Below are 17,028 nucleotides of genomic sequence, written 5' to 3' on the forward strand. Positions count from 1 at the left end.
TGGCGGGAAGGGGATCACCTCACACTGGCCGCCAGGGCGTTAATCGAGGGTGCGAAAACGCGGCGCTGCTTGCACCCGCGCTTCACATGCGGCGCCTCGGCGCTGGGTCGGCGGCGCCCGGGCGGGTATCCTTGACCGCGTGTCCCTCCGTCTTTCCCAGCCGCATGCGCGTTGAACCCGCCGACATCGAAGCCCTGTTTGATGCCATCCCCGACGTCCTGTTCTTCATGAAGGACTGCGACGGGCGCTATACGCACATCAACCAGACCATGCTGCGGCGGTTGGGGCTGAAATCCCGCAAGGACGTGATCGGACGCACTGCAGCAGAGATCTACCCGACCGGTTTGGGGGCCGATTACGCCACCCAGGACGAGCAGGTGCTGGCCGGCAAGGTCATCGAGAACCTGATGGAGCTGCACCTGTTCGCCAACCGCGAGCCGGGCTGGTGCCTGACCTGCAAGCGGCCGCTGCTGGTGGACGGGCAGATCCGCGGATTGATCGGTATTTCCCGCGACCTGGGTCAGAAGGACAGCCTGGGTACCCAGTACGAACAGCTTCGCCTCGCGCTGGCGCATCTGAATGCGCATTACGCCGAGAATGTGCGCATGCAGACCCTGCTCGACATCACCGGGTTCTCGTTGTCCAAACTGGAGCGCACCTTTCGCAAGGTCTTCCAGATGACCCCGCAGCAGGTGCTGACCCGGCTGCGCATCCAGATGGCGGTGCACCTGCTGCATGGCCCGGACAGCATCGCCAGTATCGGCCAGGCCTGCGGGTTCACCGACCAGAGCGCGTTCACCCGCAAGTTCAAGGCCGAGGTCGGGCTGTCGCCACGCGCCTACCGCGTCCAGATCGGCGAGCGCGCCGCTGCCTGAGGCGGGGTGGGGCTTGTGGCCTATGCCGCCGCGCGGCCGACAGGGTATGGTGACGCACTTGTTGCCCGCCAATCGATTCCGATGCCCGCATCCCAGACTCCGGCTCCTGCCACTCCGCCCGCCGATACCCGCTTGGGTCACGCGCTCAAACCCCGCCAGCTGATCATGATGGGCCTGGGCAGCGCGATCGGCGCTGGCCTCTTCCTCGGCTCCGGTGTGGGCGTCCAGGCCGCCGGTCCGGCGGTGCTGCTGTCCTATCTGGTCGCCGGCGCACTGGTGATCATCGTGATGAACGCGCTCGGCGAAATGGCCGCGGCCAAGCCGACCAGTGGCGCGTTTTCGGTGTATGCCGCTGACGCCATGGGCGCCACCGCCGGCGCCACCGTGGGGTGGCTGTGGTGGGTGCAGTTGGTGATCGTGATCGCCGCCGAGGCGGTGGGCGCGGCCGGGCTGCTCGCCACCGTCTGGCCGGCCATTCCGGTTCCGATGGCAGCGCTGGCCTTCATGCTGTTCTTTACGGCGATCAACCTGCTCGGGGTGAAGAATTTCGGCGAGTTCGAGTTCTGGTTCGCGATCCTGAAAGTCGCCGCGATCGTCGGCTTCATCCTGATCGGCGTGGCGCTGCTGATGGGCTGGCTGCCCGAGGTCACCTCGCCTGGCCTGCGCAACTTCACCGAGCACGGCGGCTTCATGCCCAAGGGGCTGGCCGGTATCGGTGCGGCGCTGCTGGTGGTGGTGTTCGCCTTTGGCGGCACCGAGATCGTGGCGGTGGCGGCGGCCGAAACCGAAGATCCGGAGCGCAGCATCGCCCGTGCGATCCGTACTGTGGCCTGGCGCATCCTGGTGTTCTACATCGGTTCGCTGAGCGTGATCATCGCGGTGGTGCCGTGGACCAGCGAGGCGCTGAAGTCGCCGTTCGCTGCCGTGCTGGAAGCGGCCAAGATTCCAGGCGCGGCAACGGCGATCACGCTGATCGCGGTGATTGCGCTGTTGTCGGCGCTCAATGCGAATCTCTACGGCGCGTCGCGGATGATGTACTCGCTGGCGCAGCGCCGTGAGGCGCCGGCCGTACTGGGCTGGACCGATCCGCGCCAGGTGCCGATCATCGCGGTGCTGGCCAGTGTGCTGTTCGGTTTTGCGGCGACGGTGATGGAGTTGGTGTTCCCGGACAAGGTGTTGCCGGTGCTGCTCAACATCGTGGGCTCGACGTGTCTGTTGGTGTGGACGATTTCGTTGTTGTCGCAGTTGATTCTGCGTCATCGGGCGAATCGGGAGGGGACGCGGTTGCCGTTCCGGATGGCGGGGTATCCGTATCTGACGGTGATCGGGTTGGGGGTGTTGGCGTTGATTTTCGGTCTGCTGCTTTCCGAGTCCCACACGCGGTTGCAGTTCCTGTCGATGGCGGCGCTGACGGCGGTGATTGCGGTGAGCAGTGAGGTTGCGCGCCGGGTGCGTGCTGGTCGGGGCGGCTGACGTTCGGCAGCCGGCAGCCAACAGCTAACAGCCAACAGCCAACAGCCAACAGCTGCAGGTTCGGGCCTCCGCTTGACTGGGCGGGTACGGGTGGGTTGTCGGGACCCGCTGCAAGTACGTCCTTGTAAGCTCGTATGCCGCCATCCATGGCGGCATACGGTCCCGCCAACCCACCCGTGCCCACCCTTTGACAGAGGGCTGGTGGGCAATGGGAAGGCAAAAGCAGAACGCAGAACGCTGCCAAGCTGATGCTGGGATGTTCGATGCACTGATGCTGGCAACTGGCAACTGGCAACTGGCAACTGGCAACACAACACAACACAACACAACGCTCAAAGCTCGACACTGAATGCGCAATGCGCAATGCGCAATGCGCACTTAGCACTTAGCACTCAGCACTCAGCACTGAATGTTGGCCGCCGATGCTGATGCTATCGACAGTCATCCGATGAGTGCATGAGGTGTTGGTGCTCGTCGCCATCGCACGGCGATTGCATCTGCTTTTCCAGTAGCAGCCGACCCACTGTCGAGGGCGGGGGTGTGTGGGTTGGCGGGACCGTTGGAGCGGCATGGATGCCGCTCACGAGCCTCCAGGGACGGATTTACGGCGTGTCCCGCGGACCCGCACACCCCTGCCATGCCACAGCATCTCGCCGACGTTGATCTCGGCGGTTGCACCAAAGTCTCGGAACATGCAGCAACACAAAAAACGGCCCGCTCGCGCGGGCCGTCTGCTGTTGCGTCAGGGCAGGGAGGCTTAGACCTCCACGCCCTCGTCTTCCTTGTACGCATCGACCGGGATGCAGGCGCACATCACGTTCTTGTCGCCGTAGACGTTGTCCACGCGCGCCACCGGCGGCCAGTACTTCTGCTGGCGCAGGCTGGCCAGCGGGAAGGCCGCCAGCTCACGCGGGTAGGCGTGCGACCACTCGCTGGCCGACACCACCGCAGCGGTGTGCGGGGCGTGCTTGAGCGGATTGTCCTCGCGGTCCAGACGGCCGTCTTCGATCGCCGCGATCTCTTCGCGGATCTGGATCATCGCGTTGATGAAGCGATCCAGTTCATGCAGCGATTCGCTCTCGGTCGGCTCCACCATCAGCGTGCCGGCGACCGGGAAGCTCAGGGTCGGGGCGTGGAAGCCGAAATCGATCAGGCGCTTGGCCACGTCCTCGGCGCCGATGCCGGAGGTCTTCTCCAGCGGACGCACGTCCAGGATGCACTCGTGCGCCACTAGGCCGTTGCGGCCGGTGTACAAGGTCTTGAAGTGCGGGGCCAGGCGCTTGGCGATGTAGTTGGCGTTGAGCAGGGCCACCTGGGTTGCCTTGCGCAGGCCGGCGGTGCCCATCAGCGTGATGTACATCCAGCTGATCGGCAGGATCGAGGCGCTGCCGAAGCTGGCCGCGCTGACCATGCCGACATCGCCTTCGCCGCCCAGCACCTTCGGCAGGAACGGGGCAAGGTGCGACTTGACCGCGCACGGGCCGACGCCCGGGCCGCCGCCGCCGTGCGGGATGCAGAACGTCTTGTGCAGGTTCAGGTGCGAGACGTCCGAGCCCCACTTGCCGGGCTTGGCCACGCCGACCAGGGCGTTCATGTTGGCGCCGTCGGTGTACACCTGGCCGCCGTGCTGGTGCACGATCTCGCAGATCTCCACCACCTCTTCCTCGAACACGCCGTGCGTGGACGGGTAGGTGATCATCAGTGCGGCCAGGCGGTCGCTGTACTTCTCCGCATTGATGCGGATGTCGTCCAGGTCGACGTTGCCGTTGGCGTCGGTCTTGGTCACCACGACCTTCATGCCGCACATCTGGGCCGAGGCCGGGTTGGTGCCGTGCGCCGAATCGGGGATCAGGCAGACGTCGCGATGGCCTTCGCCGCGCGAGCGGTGGTAGGCGCGGATCGCCAGCAGGCCAGCGTACTCGCCCTGCGCGCCGGAGTTCGGCTGCAGGCTGACCGCGTCATAGCCGGTGCACTCGACCAGCATCGCTTCCAGGCCGTCGATCAGTTCCTTGTAGCCGGTGGCCTGATCGGCCGGGGCCAGCGGATGGATGTTGGCGAACTCCGGCCAGGTCACCGGGATCATCTCGGCGGTGGCGTTGAGCTTCATGGTGCAGCTGCCCAGCGGGATCATGGTGCGATCCATCGCCAGATCCTTGTCGGCCAGCGAACGCAGGTAACGCAGCAGTTCGTGTTCGCTGTGGTGGGTGTTGAACACCGGGTGGGTCAGGAACTCGCTGGTGCGCACCAGGTCGGACGGCAGCGCATCGGCGGTGGCCGCATCCAGTGCATCCACGTCGACCGTGGCACCGAAGAGCTGGCCGAGCGCGACGATGTCGGCGCGGGTCGCGGTTTCATCCAGGCTGATGCCGACTGCATCGCTGTCGATCGCGCGCAGGTTGATGCGCGCCGCCGCAGCCTTGGCGTGGATCGCCTTGGCGTCCACATCCTTGACGTGCAGGGTGTCGAAGAAGTGCTCGCCCACGTTGACGCCGGCGCCGCGCAGTGCGGCGGCCAGGATCGCGGCTAGGCGGTGGGTACGGCGGGCGATGCGGGTCAGGCCTTCCGGGCCGTGGTACACGGCGTACATCGAGGCCATCACCGCCAGCAGCACCTGGGCGGTGCAGATGTTGGAGGTCGCCTTCTCGCGGCGGATGTGCTGCTCGCGGGTCTGCAGGGTCAGACGGTAGGCGGCATTGCCCTGCGCATCGACCGAGACACCGATCAGGCGGCCCGGCATCGAGCGCTTGTACGCATCGCGGCAGGCCATGAAGGCGGCATGCGGGCCACCGAAACCGAACGGCACGCCGAACCGCTGCGAGTTGCCGACCACGATGTCCGCGCCCCATTCGCCGGGGGCGGCGATCAGGGTCAGTGCGAGCAGATCGGTGGCCACGGCGACCAGGCCGCCGCGCGCGTGCACGGCATCGGCCAGCGCCTTGTAATCGCCGATATGGCCGAAGGTATCCGGGTACTGCAGCAGCACGCCGTAGGCTTCAGCTTCCATCGCCTCGGCCGGCGTACCCACGCGCAGCACGATGCCCATCGGCTCGGCGCGGGTGCGCAGCAGTTCCAGCGTCTGCGGGTGCACGGCGTCGTGCACGAAGAAGGTATCGGACTTGGATTTGGCCGAGCGCTTGGCCAGCGTCATCGCTTCGGCTGCGGCAGTGGCTTCATCGAGCAGCGAGGCGTTGGCGATCTCCATGCCGGTCAGGTCCGCGCACAGCGTCTGGAAGTTGATCAGCGCTTCCATGCGGCCCTGCGAAATCTCGGCCTGGTACGGGGTGTAGGCGGTGTACCACGCCGGGTTTTCCAGCACGTTGCGCAGGATGACGTTTGGGGTCAGCGTGCCGTAGTAGCCCTGGCCGATGAAGGTGCGGAACACCTGGTTCTTGTCGGCGATGGCGCGGATCTTGGCCAGCGCCTGCACTTCGGTCAGCGACTCGGGCAGGTCGAGCGGTGCTGGCGACTTGATCCCGGCCGGGACGATCGCATCGGTCAGCGCGTCCAGCGAGGCGTGGCCGACCACGTCGAGCATCTGCGCGATTTCGGCGTCGTTGGGGCCGATATGGCGTTCGACGAACGCGTGGCTGTGTTCAAGCTCGCGCAGGGAGGGGGTGTTCTGGGACATGGCTGGCATCCGGAAGAGAGGGCACGCACGTTCGGAAGGCGGCCGGGGCCAGGGCGCGTCGCGGGCGACAGCGATCCACCGGACCTTGCGGTCTTCCTGGGTGCCCCTCTGTCCTTTTGCCTGAGAGTTTAAAAGCGCGCATCTGCGTGCTTCGTGCCCCTTCGGCGCCGGCAATGGGCCGGTCTCTCCAGAGTTTTGGTACGGGTGGTATCGGGCCTGAGCGATTACGGGCGTTGCGCCTTCGGCAGCGGGTGTCCGCTTCTCCCACCATGTAGCGCGGCGATTATAGCCCAGCGCTTTCACTCGCTGGGCCTTTCCAGCACCTGAATACGGGGGCGCACGGACCCCGGAAACTGCACCTGGCCATGGTGCCGGGGGCGGCAAAGGCCTATGATCACTGGATCCTCGTATTCATCTGGCGCTGCCCGTCCCGGGCCGGCGCCCGCCGTGCATTGCGCATGGCCGCTGACGGAAGCCCGCATGACGCCCGCCTCACCCTCGACCCGCCGCCTGGCCCTGCTGCTTGCAGGCCTGGCGATGTTCGGTCCGTTCTCGATCGACACCATTTTCCCGGCCTTCCTGCTGCTGGGCGAGCGCATGCAGGTGGACCAGGTCGCGGTGCAGCAGACCATCAGCGTCTACCTGCTGTTCTACGGCCTGATGAGCCTGGCGCACGGCCCGCTGTCCGATGCGTTTGGCCGCAAGCGGGTGATCATCGGCGGGCTGGTGCTGTTCATCGGCGCCTCGATCGGCTGCGCGCTGTCGCGCGACATGACCACGCTGCTGGTGTTCCGCGCGCTGCAGGGCGTTACCGCGGGCGTGGGCGTGATCGTCGGCCGCGCGGTGATCCGCGATCTGTACCACGGTGCCGATGCGCAGCGCCTGATGAGCCAGGTCTCGATGATCTTCGGCGTGGCCCCGGCGATCGCGCCGATCATCGGCGGCTGGATCCTGCTCGGCGGCGGCGACTGGCCGCTGATCTTCTGGTTCCTGGTGCTGTTCGGCGTGGTCCTGCTGCTGGCCACGGGCAAGTGGCTGCCGGAAACCCATCCGGCCGAGGCGCGCACGCCACTGTCGATGCGTGAACTGCTGCGCAGCTATGCGCGCATGGGCTCCAACGCGCGCCTGCTGCGGCTGTCGGCCGCCGGTGCGCTGAATTTTTCGGGCATTTTCCTGTACATCGCCTCGGCGCCGGTGCTGGTGATGCAGCACCTCAAGCTGGGCGAGGGCGGGTTTGCCTGGTTGTTCATTCCGACCATCGGCGGCATGACGATGGGCTCGTTCCTGTCCGGGCGGATGGCCGGGCGGATCCTGCCGCAGCGGCAGATCGCGATCGGATTCGGCCTGTGTGCGCTGTCGGCGGTGCTCAATATCACCTACGTGCTGTCCGTGCAGCAGATCGCGCTGCCGTGGGCGGTGATGCCGATCTTCCTGGGCGGCGTGGGCATGGCGCTGATCTTCCCGGTGCTGGCGCTGGCGGTGCTGGACATGTACCCGCACCAGCGCGGCCTGGCCTCTTCGATGCAGATGTTCATCCAGCTGATGATCAACACCGTCGTGGCCGGTGTGGTCTCGCCGATGCTCAGCAGCAGCCCGGTGCATCTAGCGCTGGGCTACATGGGATTCTTCGCGCTGGGCGGCTCGTTCTGGTACTGGGAACGGTATTGCGAGCGCCGCCGCGCCGTGCTGACGCCGATCGAGTAAGCCCGGCAGGCAGCGGGCCCACCAGGGCCCGTGCGGTATCCTTTGCCCTTTGATGCAGTCCGGAAGCCCTTGATGTCGACCACCTCCAAACTGCGCCGCGACATTCGCCGGCGCCGTGAAACCCAGGCCGCCAACCGCGAGCAGGCCGCCACCCCGCCCGTCGAGCCGCATGCCGAACTGCGCGACCAGCAACGCACGCTGCTGGCCGGTGTGGTGCGCCGCGATGGCGAGTGGGTGTTGGGGATGGATGGACGCATCGCAGGCCAGACCACCAGTGCGGCACGGGTGCTGGCGTTGATCATGCAGGCCGCCGAACTGCACGAGCGGCAGGGTACGCCGGTCCGGCTGGTGTACTCGGATGCGTTGAAGGATGCCGCCCATGCCGAGGCCAAGGCCGACGGCATGGACTTCGAGCAGTTCAAGACCGAGCTGGCGGCAGCACTGAAACCCAAGTCGTAGCGCCACGTCCTGCCTGGATGCACATGAAAAAACCGGCCTTTCGGCCGGTTTTTTCGTTGCGGGCTGCGGCCGGGGAGGGCCCGGCCCAACCGGTTACGGTGCCGCGGGCGCCGTCGGTGCGGCCGGGGCTGCAGCCGTGGCCGCCGGTACCTGCCAACCACACATCTGGCCCTGGTTCTGCTGCTTGAGCCACTCGTTGACCGGGGTGAAGTACTCGATCATCGGGCCGGCATCGAGCTTGTCGCCGCCGGTGATTTCCTTCAGCGTGGCCTGCCAGGGCTGGCTGGCGCCCTTGCTCAGCATTGCCCAGAACTTCTGGCCGGCCTCCTTGTTGCCGTAGAAGCTGCACTGGTGCAGCGGGCCCTTGTAGCCGGAGGCATCGCACAGGCCCTTGTAGAACTGGAACTGCAGGATGCGCGCCAGGAAGTAACGGGTGTACGGGGTATTGCCTGGCACGTGGTACTTGGCACCTGCGTCGAAGAACTCCTCACCGCGTGCGCTGGCCGGGGCGACGCCCTGGTACTTGGCCTTCAGGTCCCACCACGCCTGGTTGTAATGGTCCGGGGTGATCGAGCCATCGAACACACCCCAGCGCCAGCGGTCGATCATCAGCCCGAACGGCAGGAACGACACGCCGCTCAGGGCCATGCGCATCTGCGCGTTGATGGTCGCCTCGCGGCTTTCCTGCGGGGTGTCGACCAGGCCGATCGAGTTGAGGTACTGCGGCGTCATCGCCAGCACGATGGTGTCGCCGATCGCCTCATGGAAGCCATCGTTGGCACCGCCCTGGAACAACGGCGGCAGCGGGTTGTAGGCCAGGTCGTAATAGATGTGGCCCAGCTCGTGGTAGATGGTGGTGAAGTTTTCTTCGTTGGGCTTGATGCACATCTTGGTGCGCACGTCGCCTTCCATGTTCATGTCCCACGCGCTGGCGTGGCAGACCACGTCACGGTCCAGCGGCTTGATGAACTGGGTCTTGTCCCAGTAAGACTTCGGCAGTGCCGGCATGCCGAGCGAGACATAAAAGTCCTGCGCGCGTTCGGTCATCTGCTTGGCGGTGCGCAGTTCGGCTTCACGCTGCGCCTTATACAGCGCTTCCACGTTCGCGCCGCTGCCGGCCTTGGCCAGTGCGCCACTGAGGTTGGTCTGGTACTGCTTTTCCAGCGCGGCGGTGATGTCCAGGTTGCCGGCACCGGGATACGGTTCCAGCTGGTCCCACAGGTTGGACCAGTCCTGCTGCCACATGTTGCCGGTCAGGTGCGCGGCAATCAGGCCGCCGTTGACCTCGGCTTTGTCCTTGCCGTACGTGCCGTCGAGCTTGGTACGCGCATAGCAGTGCAACTGCTCGTACATCGGCTTGACCTGGTCCCAAAGGCGGTCGGTTTCCGGACCGATCTGGTCGGCGGGCATGTCATAGCCGCTGCGCCACATCTGGCCGGCGTCGGCGAAGCCCATTTCCTTGGCGCCTTCATTGACCAGGCTGACGAAGCGTTCGTAGTCGGCACGCATCGGCTTGGTGGTGCCGTGCCAGCCCTGCCAGGCGTCGAGCTGCTTGTCGTAGTCGCGGCTGCGGGCGAGCACCTGTTCCAGGTCGCCGAGCTGGCGGCAGGTCTGCGGGTTGGCTTCATCGGTGCAGTATTTGCCGGAGCCGTAGGCGCCTTCCATGCGGCTGGCGATGCGGGTCAGCTCGGAGAGCTTGGCCGGGTCGCGCGGGGCGGGCATGGAGGTCATCAGCTTGAGCAGGTGGATCTGGCGCTTGGTGTCTTCGCTCATCGGCTGGCCGTCGTACTGGCCGGCCTGGGTGATCCATCCGTTGAGCACGGTGAGCCAGCGTTCGTTGGCCTTGGCCGCGACGCGCTCGGAATCGTCGTTGATGTAGGTCGAGGACAGCCACTGGGCCGAGGTCATTTCCGGGTACATGGCTTTGTACTCGGCGTTGACGCGGGCGATGAACTGGTCCGCGGTTTCCTTGGATTGGGTGGTGCCCGTGGCCGGTGCATCGGCGGGGGACGGTTCCTTCTGGCAGGCCGCCAGCGTCAGTGCGGCAGCACTGACTGCCAGGGCCAGCAGGAGCGGGCGGTGGTTCACGGGCACATCCTTGGGTGGTGACAGACCGGCGAAGGCTAGTGAAGCGCCGGGCGCACCGCAAGGGGCAGGGCAGCAGGCGTCGGGTGGGATCGTAGCGCCAACGTCAACGGCGTGGCGTCATTGCATCGTGGTTTGGGTCGGTGTGGGCGGGTGTCGGGACCCGCCGTGAACCCGTCCATGGGGGCTCGATATGCGCCATCCATGGCGCATAACGGTCCCGCCAACCCACCCACACCGCCCCGTCGACAGTGGGTCGGTGCGCATGGGAACAACAACGGCGTTCAGAGCCAAGTTGGCTGTCTAAGCGAATGTTCTGCCTTTGCCTGCCTCGACCCAAACGGAAGACCGAAACGCTGGACAGCTCTTCGCTGAAGGCACCGGACCCTACGCGCCGAGCGGATCAAACCTCGCACGAGGCAAACAGATCCCGGTCGCGTTCATACATCGACGTTTTGACCTGCATCAGTCCGAGTACCGACGGGAACAGATTGTCGTGGTCGGTGTACTTGTCCGCGCGCTCCCGCACGCAGGCCAGGTTGAGTCCGCGATTGGCTGCGAAGGACGGCGAGAACCACATCGTCATCGGCACGCGGGTCTGCTCCTGCGGCGCGATCGCATACGGCACGCCATGCAGATACAGGCCCTTTTCGCCCAGCGATTCACCGTGATCGGAGAGGTAGATCATCGCCGTGTCGTAGTCGTCCATGCCTTTCAGCGTGCCGATCGTGCGCGACAGCAGGTGATCGGTGTACAGCAGCGCATTGTCGTAACTGTTGGTGATCTGCTCACGGCTGCACTTGCCCAGGTCCGGCGTATCGCAGGTCGGCGTGAAGCGACGGAAGCGCGCCGGATAGCGTTCGAAGTAGCTCGGGCCGTGGTTGCCCAGCTGATGCAGCACCACCACACGGTCACCCGGTCTGGCGCGCACCTGGGTGGCCAGATCGTCGATCAGGATCTCGTCCATGCAACGCCCGTTGGCACACAGGGTCGGGTGCTTGGCATCGTCCAGTGCCTGCATTTCCAGACCCTCGCACACACCCTTGCAGCCGGACTGGTTGTCCCGCCACAAGGTGCTGATGCCCGCGTGGTCCAGCACGTGCAGCAGTGACTGGTGTGCGCGGATCTTCGTTTCGTCGTAGTCATGCCGCCCGTATGGCGAGAACAGGCAGGGCAGGGATACTTCCGTACTGGTGCCGCACGAATGCATGTCCGGGAAATTGATCACTCCGGTCTGGGCCAGTTCCGGCGTGGTCTGCCTGGCATAGCCGTTGAGGCCCCAATTCTGCGCGCGTGCGGTTTCGCCCATCACGATCACCAGCAGGCGCGGGCGGCCGCCTGCCGCACGTGGGGTCGCTTTGGCATCCATGCCGATCGGCAGCTTGGGAGCGCGCTGGATCGGATTGTCACCGCGCAGTGCCTTGGGCAGGCCGAGCAGGAAGTTCCCGGGCGTGGCCAGGTAACGCACTTCGCGCTGGTTGCGCATCAGCGATGACATCTCCTGGAAGGAGAGCATCGCTCCACCAAAGGCAGTCAGTGCGGACAGCAGCAGGAAGGCGATACGCCACAGCACCGTCCTGCCCAGTGTTCGCCGGCGAAGGCGCACGCGCCACAGCAGCAGCATGGGGGCGAGGGCCAACAGCAGCAGCGGCAGGATCAGCGTAGGCGTGATCAGCTCGCCGCTTTCCTTGTGATCGGTCGCCAGCACGTTGCGCAGCATGTCCGCATCCAGATAGATGTGGTAACTGCTCATGTAGTGCGCGGCCAGTGCGGTGCCGAGCAGCAGCACACTGATCACGACTTTGGCATTCCAGCGCCAGACCAGCAGGCCCATCAACAGGCTGTGCGCGCCGACCAGGAACAGCAGCAGCGAGAGCGCGAAGCGGATGCTGCCCGGGTGGGTCGCCATCGCGCTGTGCCAGAACAGGCCATTGCAGGCCAGCGCGAAGAACACGCTGGTGAGCACGATCAGGGTCTCGGTCGTGCACTGCGGGCGCCACGCACGCAGGGTGGCCAGTGCGGGCAAGCGCGCAACGCGTGGAAGGGTGGCGCTCATGCTGCGTCTCCCTGCCCGGTGCCCGGTGCAGCGCTGCGCTCGCGCAACCGGACGCGTTCAATCAGCAGATACAGTCCCAGCGATACCGCCCAGCAGGTGGCCAGCGTCCACAGGTCGTGCGAGAGAAAGTGCGCACCGCGCAACTGCTGCGAGAACCCGAACAGCCCACCGGCCAGCAGGCCGACCCCGAGGCCGCGCCAGCGCCAGCCCGGGCGCACCATCAGGGCGAAGAAATACAGGCTGGTCCAGGCGAAGCCAGCACTGGAGTGCCCGCCGGGAAAACACACGCCGCGCGGCATGCCGGTCGGGCGGATCGAGAACAGGCCGATGAATGGACGGGTGCCGCCGTAGCGGGCCAGATCCCACGGACAGTCCATGTTGGTCAGTGACTTGAGCAGCGAGACCAGACCGGTCCCCAGCGCGACCGCCAGCACCAGGTACAGCAGCGGCCAGCGCCATGCGGCCGCGCGCTCACTGCGCCAGGCCTGGGTGCACAGCACGATCGCCGCCAGTGCCGCGGCACTGCTGGCCCATTTGCCGGCCTGATGGATCAGGTGAGTGGTGACCCAAGCGTTCTGCAGCGCCCACTGCTGCCCTTCCAGGCGATACCACTGGTCGGCCAGCCACTGGTCGCCCCCGGCGCCCATCAGCGCAGCGCTGGCGAGCAGGGTCAACGCCAGTGGAGCCCAGAGGTGATCGCGGAGGAAGCGCGGCGTGGCTGTCGCTACTGGCGCGGAGGAAAGGGCAACGGTGGACGCTGGGAACATGGACAAAGGGGCCGGCGGGAGATTCCGGCGCCATGGTCGTCAGCGGGGTGTCGGAGAGCGGTCGGAGCGATGTTGCCCGTCAGTTAAGCGCGGCCCATCGCTCAGTCTTCTTCGTCCCGCCCGGTGTCGGTGGCCGTCACTGCGGCATGGCAGTCCGCTCGCCACGCGGTGCCGGGGAACAGCAGCCAGCGGTTGCGGTTGGCGCTGCCGATCTCAATCACCGCCGAGGGCTCCACGCACGGGCTGATCGCCTCATCAAGCACCAGCAGCCAGCGCTGTCCTGGCGCCTGCGCCAGCCACGGGCCGGCGGCCTGCCATTGCTGCTCCCATGGCGTCTTGAAGCCGAAATCGGTCACCGGGCGGTCGGCCTGCAGCAGGTTCTGCTCGCGCCAGGCCACGACACCCAGCTCGGCCTCCGGCCCGATCCGTGCGCCCACCCGCTGCATCACGGCGGAGGCGGAGCTGTACGGATCCAATGTAGGCATCAGCACCCAGCCGTACAGATTCCAGAGCAGGAAGGCGGTCGTCACCACCAGTGCGCCCGCGCGACGTTGGCGCCACCACAGTGCCAAGGCCAGCAGCGCCACGCCAAAGGCGATCAGCCAGTCGCCCAGCACGGGCAGCAGTGCATCCGGCATGGCACGTCGGGCCAGCTGGAGGTGCGCCCATGCGCTGCCGCTCCAGAGCTGTGTGCCGATGTACAGCGCCGCTGCGCCCAGCACGGCGACATACGCCCACAGCAGCCAGCGCAGCCCGGCCCGGCGCAGCAGCCCGGGCAGCAGCGGTGCGGCGGCCAGGCATAGCGCGGGCAGCATCGGGAAGAGGTACACCTCGCGCTTGCCCGGGCTGGCGCTGAAGAAGACGAGTACCAGCAGCGCCCAACCCAGCAACAGCCACCAGCGCCCGTCCAGGCGGTTGAGCCGGCGCCACCACGCGGGAATCAGCGCCGGCAACAGCAGGCTGCCGGGCAGCCACAAGGTCGCCATCACCTGCAGGTAGTACCAGGCTGGCTTCACATGGTGCCAGGCGTTCGCGTAGCGGGTGCCGGTCTGCTTGAACAGCAGTTCGCGTGCGTAGGCGTGCAGGGCGGGATCGGGCGAGTGCAGCAGCGCCACCCCCAGCGGGGCCAGCCAGACCGCCGTGCCGAGCAGGAAGGCCGGCAGCAGCCACCACAGATCGCGCGCGGTGCCCGGCGGCAATGCCGTGCCACGGGCACGCCAGCGCCACAGGGCAGACGGCACCAGCACCAGCAGCGGCAGGAAGCCAACGCCCTTGGTCACCGTGCCCACCCCGGCGGCGAACCCGGCCAACCACAGCGCCGGCCGGTTGCGGCCTTCCAGCAGGTGGCGCAGCAGCCCCCACAACGACAGGGTGGTCATCGCCACCAGCACCATGTCGATCTGGGCCCGTTTGGCCATCAGGCCGAACTGCAGGCAGCTGAACAACGCGAGCATGGCCCACCAGCCGACGGGCCGGGTCCACAGCCGCCGGCCCAGATCCCAGGTCAGCCAGAGGGTGAGCAGCGCGGCCAGCAACGAGGGCACCAGGAAGGCGAGCGTCCAGCCGCCGAACACCTGGTGGCTGGCGGCCTGCATCCACATGAAGACCGGGGGTTTTTCCGCATACAGTTCGCTGCCGCGGTGTGGCAGCAGCCACTGGCCGGACTCGACCATGGCACGGGCCGCGAGCACGAACCGGGGTTCATCGGGCGGGGAAGGCTGGCGCAGGCCGATGCCGGCGGCCAGCGCCAGCAGCAGGGCGAGGCAGACCAGCACACGCGGCCACCGCCGCAGGAAGAAGGAGTCGGGCACGCGCAGGCTCGTCGGCAAAACAGCCACTGTCTCCCCGACAGCGTAGGAAAAGCGTCGTAAACCACCCCATTGCGACCGGATTCCGACACGGTTGCCGCTACCATGCGCTCAACCGGTCAAGAGAGTCTCCCATGCGGCTGCTGGTCATTGAAGACAACCGTCAGCTGGTTGCCAATCTATTCGATTATTTCGAGTCGCGGGGCCATGTGCTCGATGTCGCGCCCGACGGCGTGACCGGCCTGCACCTGGCCGTGTCGCAGCCCTATGACGCGCTGATCCTGGATTGGATGCTGCCGCGCATGGAAGGCCCGGAGGTGCTGCGGCGGCTGCGCGCCGACCACGGTTCGGAAGTGCCGGTGATCATGCTCACTGCGCGCGACGAGCTGCCGGACAAGATCGCCGGCTTCCGTGCGGGCGCTGATGATTACCTGACCAAGCCGTTCGCGCTGCCCGAGCTGGAAGTGCGGCTGGAAGCCTTGATGGTGCGGGCCAAGGGACGCAACCCGCGCAAGGTGCTGGAAGTGGCCGACCTCAAGCTGGATCTGGCCACGCTGGAGGCGCATCGCGACGGCAAGGCGCTGCACCTGTACCCCGCCTGCCGCAAGCTGTTGGAAGTGCTGATGCGGGCCAGCCCGGGTGCGGTGACCCGCCAGCAGCTGGAGTTCGCGCTGTGGGGCGACGAGTTGCCTGATGGTGATCTGCTGCGCTCGCATGTCTACGAGCTGCGTCGCAGCGTGGATGGCCCGTTCCAGCAGAAGTTGATCCACACGTTGCCGCGCGTCGGCTACCGTTTGGGCGTGTCGGCCGGGGACAGTGCAGATGACGCGGCATAAGCGCACGCCAACGCCAACGCCAGCGCCGATGCACCGGCGCATGGTCTGGTGGTTGCTGGGCTACCTGGCGCTGATCTCGCTGGCGGTATTCAGTGTCGGCAACTACGTGCATGAACACGCCGAGCATTCGGCATGGCGTGCGCTGCTCAACTCCGAGCTGGACAGCATCGTCAACCACATCGAACACGAGCCGCATTACCGCTGGCAGGATTCGGACACGCTGCGGCTGTTCACCATCGATGGCAGCGCACAGGTGCCTGAGAGCCTGCGTACCCTGCATCCCGGGCTGCACGACGGCGTGGAGGTCAACGGTCGTGCCAGCGCCGTGATGGTCCGGCAGACCACGCAGCTGGGGCGACTGGCGCTGGTGCTGGACATCAACGACTTCCATGAGCTCGAACAGTTCGCCACGCGCTGGGTGCTGCTGGCCGGCGTGCTGATGATCATCGTCACCGTACTGATGGCGTCCTTCGGCGTCGGTCGTCTGGTACGGCCGCTGAGTTCGCTGGCCAAACGCATCGACGACCTGCACCCTGGGGTGCCCGGGCAGCGGGTGGAGGTGGACCCGCGCGCCAGCTCCGAGCTGTACGTGATCGCCAATGCGTTGAACGACTATCTGGCGCGCAACGAGCAGTTCGTCGAACGCGAGCGGATCTTCATCAGCACGGCCAGCCATGAACTGCGCACGCCGATCGCGGTGATCACCGGGGCTGCCGAGCTGGCGCTGGGCCAGCCGGACATTCCCGACCGCGCCCGTCAGCAGATGCAGCGTGTGCATCGCACGGCCCAAGGCGTGGAGCAGTTGATCCAGCTGTTGCTGGTGCTGGCGCGCGATCCGGCGCGGTTGGCCGCCCTTGGCGAGCGCATTGCGCTGGACCACCTGGTCCCGGACATCATCGAAGACCATCGTCATCTGATGGGCGACAAGGACCTGCGCATCGAGATCGATGGTCTGGCGCGGGTGGATATCGTCGCGCCACTGGGCGTGGTCCAGGCGGCGATCGGCAATCTGCTGCGCAACGCAATCGAGAACAGCGGCCGCGGCACCATCCACATCAAGGTCTCCGACCAGGCAGTGGTGACGCTGCAGGATCCGGGGCTGGGCATGAGCCCGGAGGAAATCGCGGCCGTCCACGCCCGCATGGCAAGGGGCGACCGCAACGAGCAGAGCGGGATCGGATTGGAGCTCATCGCCCGGCTCTGCGAACACCTGGGCTGGGCGCTGCAGATCGAGCCCTGCGTGCCACGCGGCACCTGCGTGGTTCTGGATCTCGGTGCGTCGCTGCCGGGCAGTGGCGAGCGTTTGTCGCTGCCTGCGACGTAATCAGCCCGCGCGC

11 protein-coding genes and 1 riboswitch are annotated in these 17,028 nt (G+C 66.4%); of the genes, 6 read left to right on the plus strand and 5 right to left on the minus strand.

Features of this window, described 5'->3' with window-relative positions:
• The first annotated feature begins 164 nt into the window (after nt 1-164).
• Both AC13F7_RS04680 and AC13F7_RS04685 read left to right on the plus strand, forming a co-directional pair.
• Entirely contained in the window at nt 165-875 is a 711-nt protein-coding gene (locus AC13F7_RS04680; RefSeq protein ID WP_346471764.1) for an AraC family transcriptional regulator, read from the plus strand.
• An 81-nt stretch (nt 876-956) separates the two neighbouring features.
• Complete coding sequence (locus tag AC13F7_RS04685) at nt 957-2,348, plus strand: amino acid permease (protein WP_482999392.1); 1,392 nt, start codon at nt 957-959, stop codon at nt 2,346-2,348.
• Nucleotides 2,349-3,105: 757 nt separating this feature from the next.
• On the opposite strand, the gene gcvP is transcribed toward AC13F7_RS04685, so the two are convergent.
• Entirely contained in the window at nt 3,106-5,985 is a 2,880-nt protein-coding gene (gene gcvP, locus AC13F7_RS04690; protein ID WP_482999393.1) for an aminomethyl-transferring glycine dehydrogenase, read from the minus strand.
• Between the two features lie 89 nt (nt 5,986-6,074).
• A riboswitch (glycine riboswitch) is annotated at nt 6,075-6,177 on the minus strand.
• A gap of 279 nt (nt 6,178-6,456) precedes the next feature.
• Between gcvP and AC13F7_RS04695 the strand changes: the two genes are divergently transcribed.
• Together AC13F7_RS04695 and AC13F7_RS04700 are read left to right on the plus strand one after the other, a co-directional pair.
• Nucleotides 6,457-7,680 carry a multidrug effflux MFS transporter gene (locus tag AC13F7_RS04695; RefSeq protein WP_482999394.1) on the plus strand — a complete coding sequence of 408 codons (1,224 nt, stop codon included), beginning with the start codon at nt 6,457-6,459 and terminating at the stop codon, nt 7,678-7,680.
• A gap of 72 nt (nt 7,681-7,752) precedes the next feature.
• Complete coding sequence (locus AC13F7_RS04700; RefSeq protein WP_481470745.1) at nt 7,753-8,139, plus strand: hypothetical protein; 387 nt, start codon at nt 7,753-7,755, stop codon at nt 8,137-8,139.
• 93 nt (nt 8,140-8,232) lie between these two features.
• Here the strand turns inward: AC13F7_RS04700 and AC13F7_RS04705 are convergent, their stop codons facing one another.
• The 4 genes from AC13F7_RS04705 to AC13F7_RS04720 all read right to left on the minus strand — a co-directional run bounded on the left by AC13F7_RS04705 (nt 8,233) and on the right by AC13F7_RS04720 (nt 14,858).
• Nucleotides 8,233-10,227, minus strand: a complete 1,995-nt coding sequence (locus AC13F7_RS04705) for a M2 family metallopeptidase (protein WP_481470744.1) — start codon at nt 10,225-10,227, stop codon at nt 8,233-8,235.
• Nucleotides 10,228-10,627: 400 nt separating this feature from the next.
• Nucleotides 10,628-12,280, minus strand: a complete 1,653-nt coding sequence (locus AC13F7_RS04710; RefSeq protein ID WP_482999395.1) for a phosphoethanolamine transferase — start codon at nt 12,278-12,280, stop codon at nt 10,628-10,630.
• A complete protein-coding gene (locus tag AC13F7_RS04715; protein WP_482999396.1) occupies nt 12,277-13,047 on the minus strand; it encodes a phosphatase PAP2 family protein in 771 nt (256 codons plus the stop codon). The genes AC13F7_RS04710 and AC13F7_RS04715 overlap by 4 nt, the downstream gene beginning before the upstream one ends.
• Before the next feature lie 101 nt (nt 13,048-13,148).
• Nucleotides 13,149-14,858 (minus strand): glycosyltransferase family 39 protein, encoded by a 1,710-nt coding sequence (locus tag AC13F7_RS04720; protein ID WP_482999397.1) that lies wholly within the window; start codon nt 14,856-14,858, stop codon nt 13,149-13,151.
• A 131-nt stretch (nt 14,859-14,989) separates the two neighbouring features.
• Between AC13F7_RS04720 and AC13F7_RS04725 the strand changes: the two genes are divergently transcribed.
• On the plus strand, nt 14,990-15,691 hold the full coding sequence (locus AC13F7_RS04725) for a response regulator transcription factor (protein ID WP_482999398.1): 702 nt from the start codon (nt 14,990-14,992) through the stop codon (nt 15,689-15,691).
• Nucleotides 15,678-17,015, plus strand: a complete 1,338-nt coding sequence (locus tag AC13F7_RS04730) for a sensor histidine kinase (RefSeq protein WP_482999399.1) — start codon at nt 15,678-15,680, stop codon at nt 17,013-17,015. Before AC13F7_RS04725 ends, AC13F7_RS04730 begins: the two co-directional genes overlap by 14 nt.
• Nucleotides 17,016-17,028 lie beyond the last annotated feature (13 nt).

Source organism: Stenotrophomonas sp. K-6, from assembly GCF_056861555.1.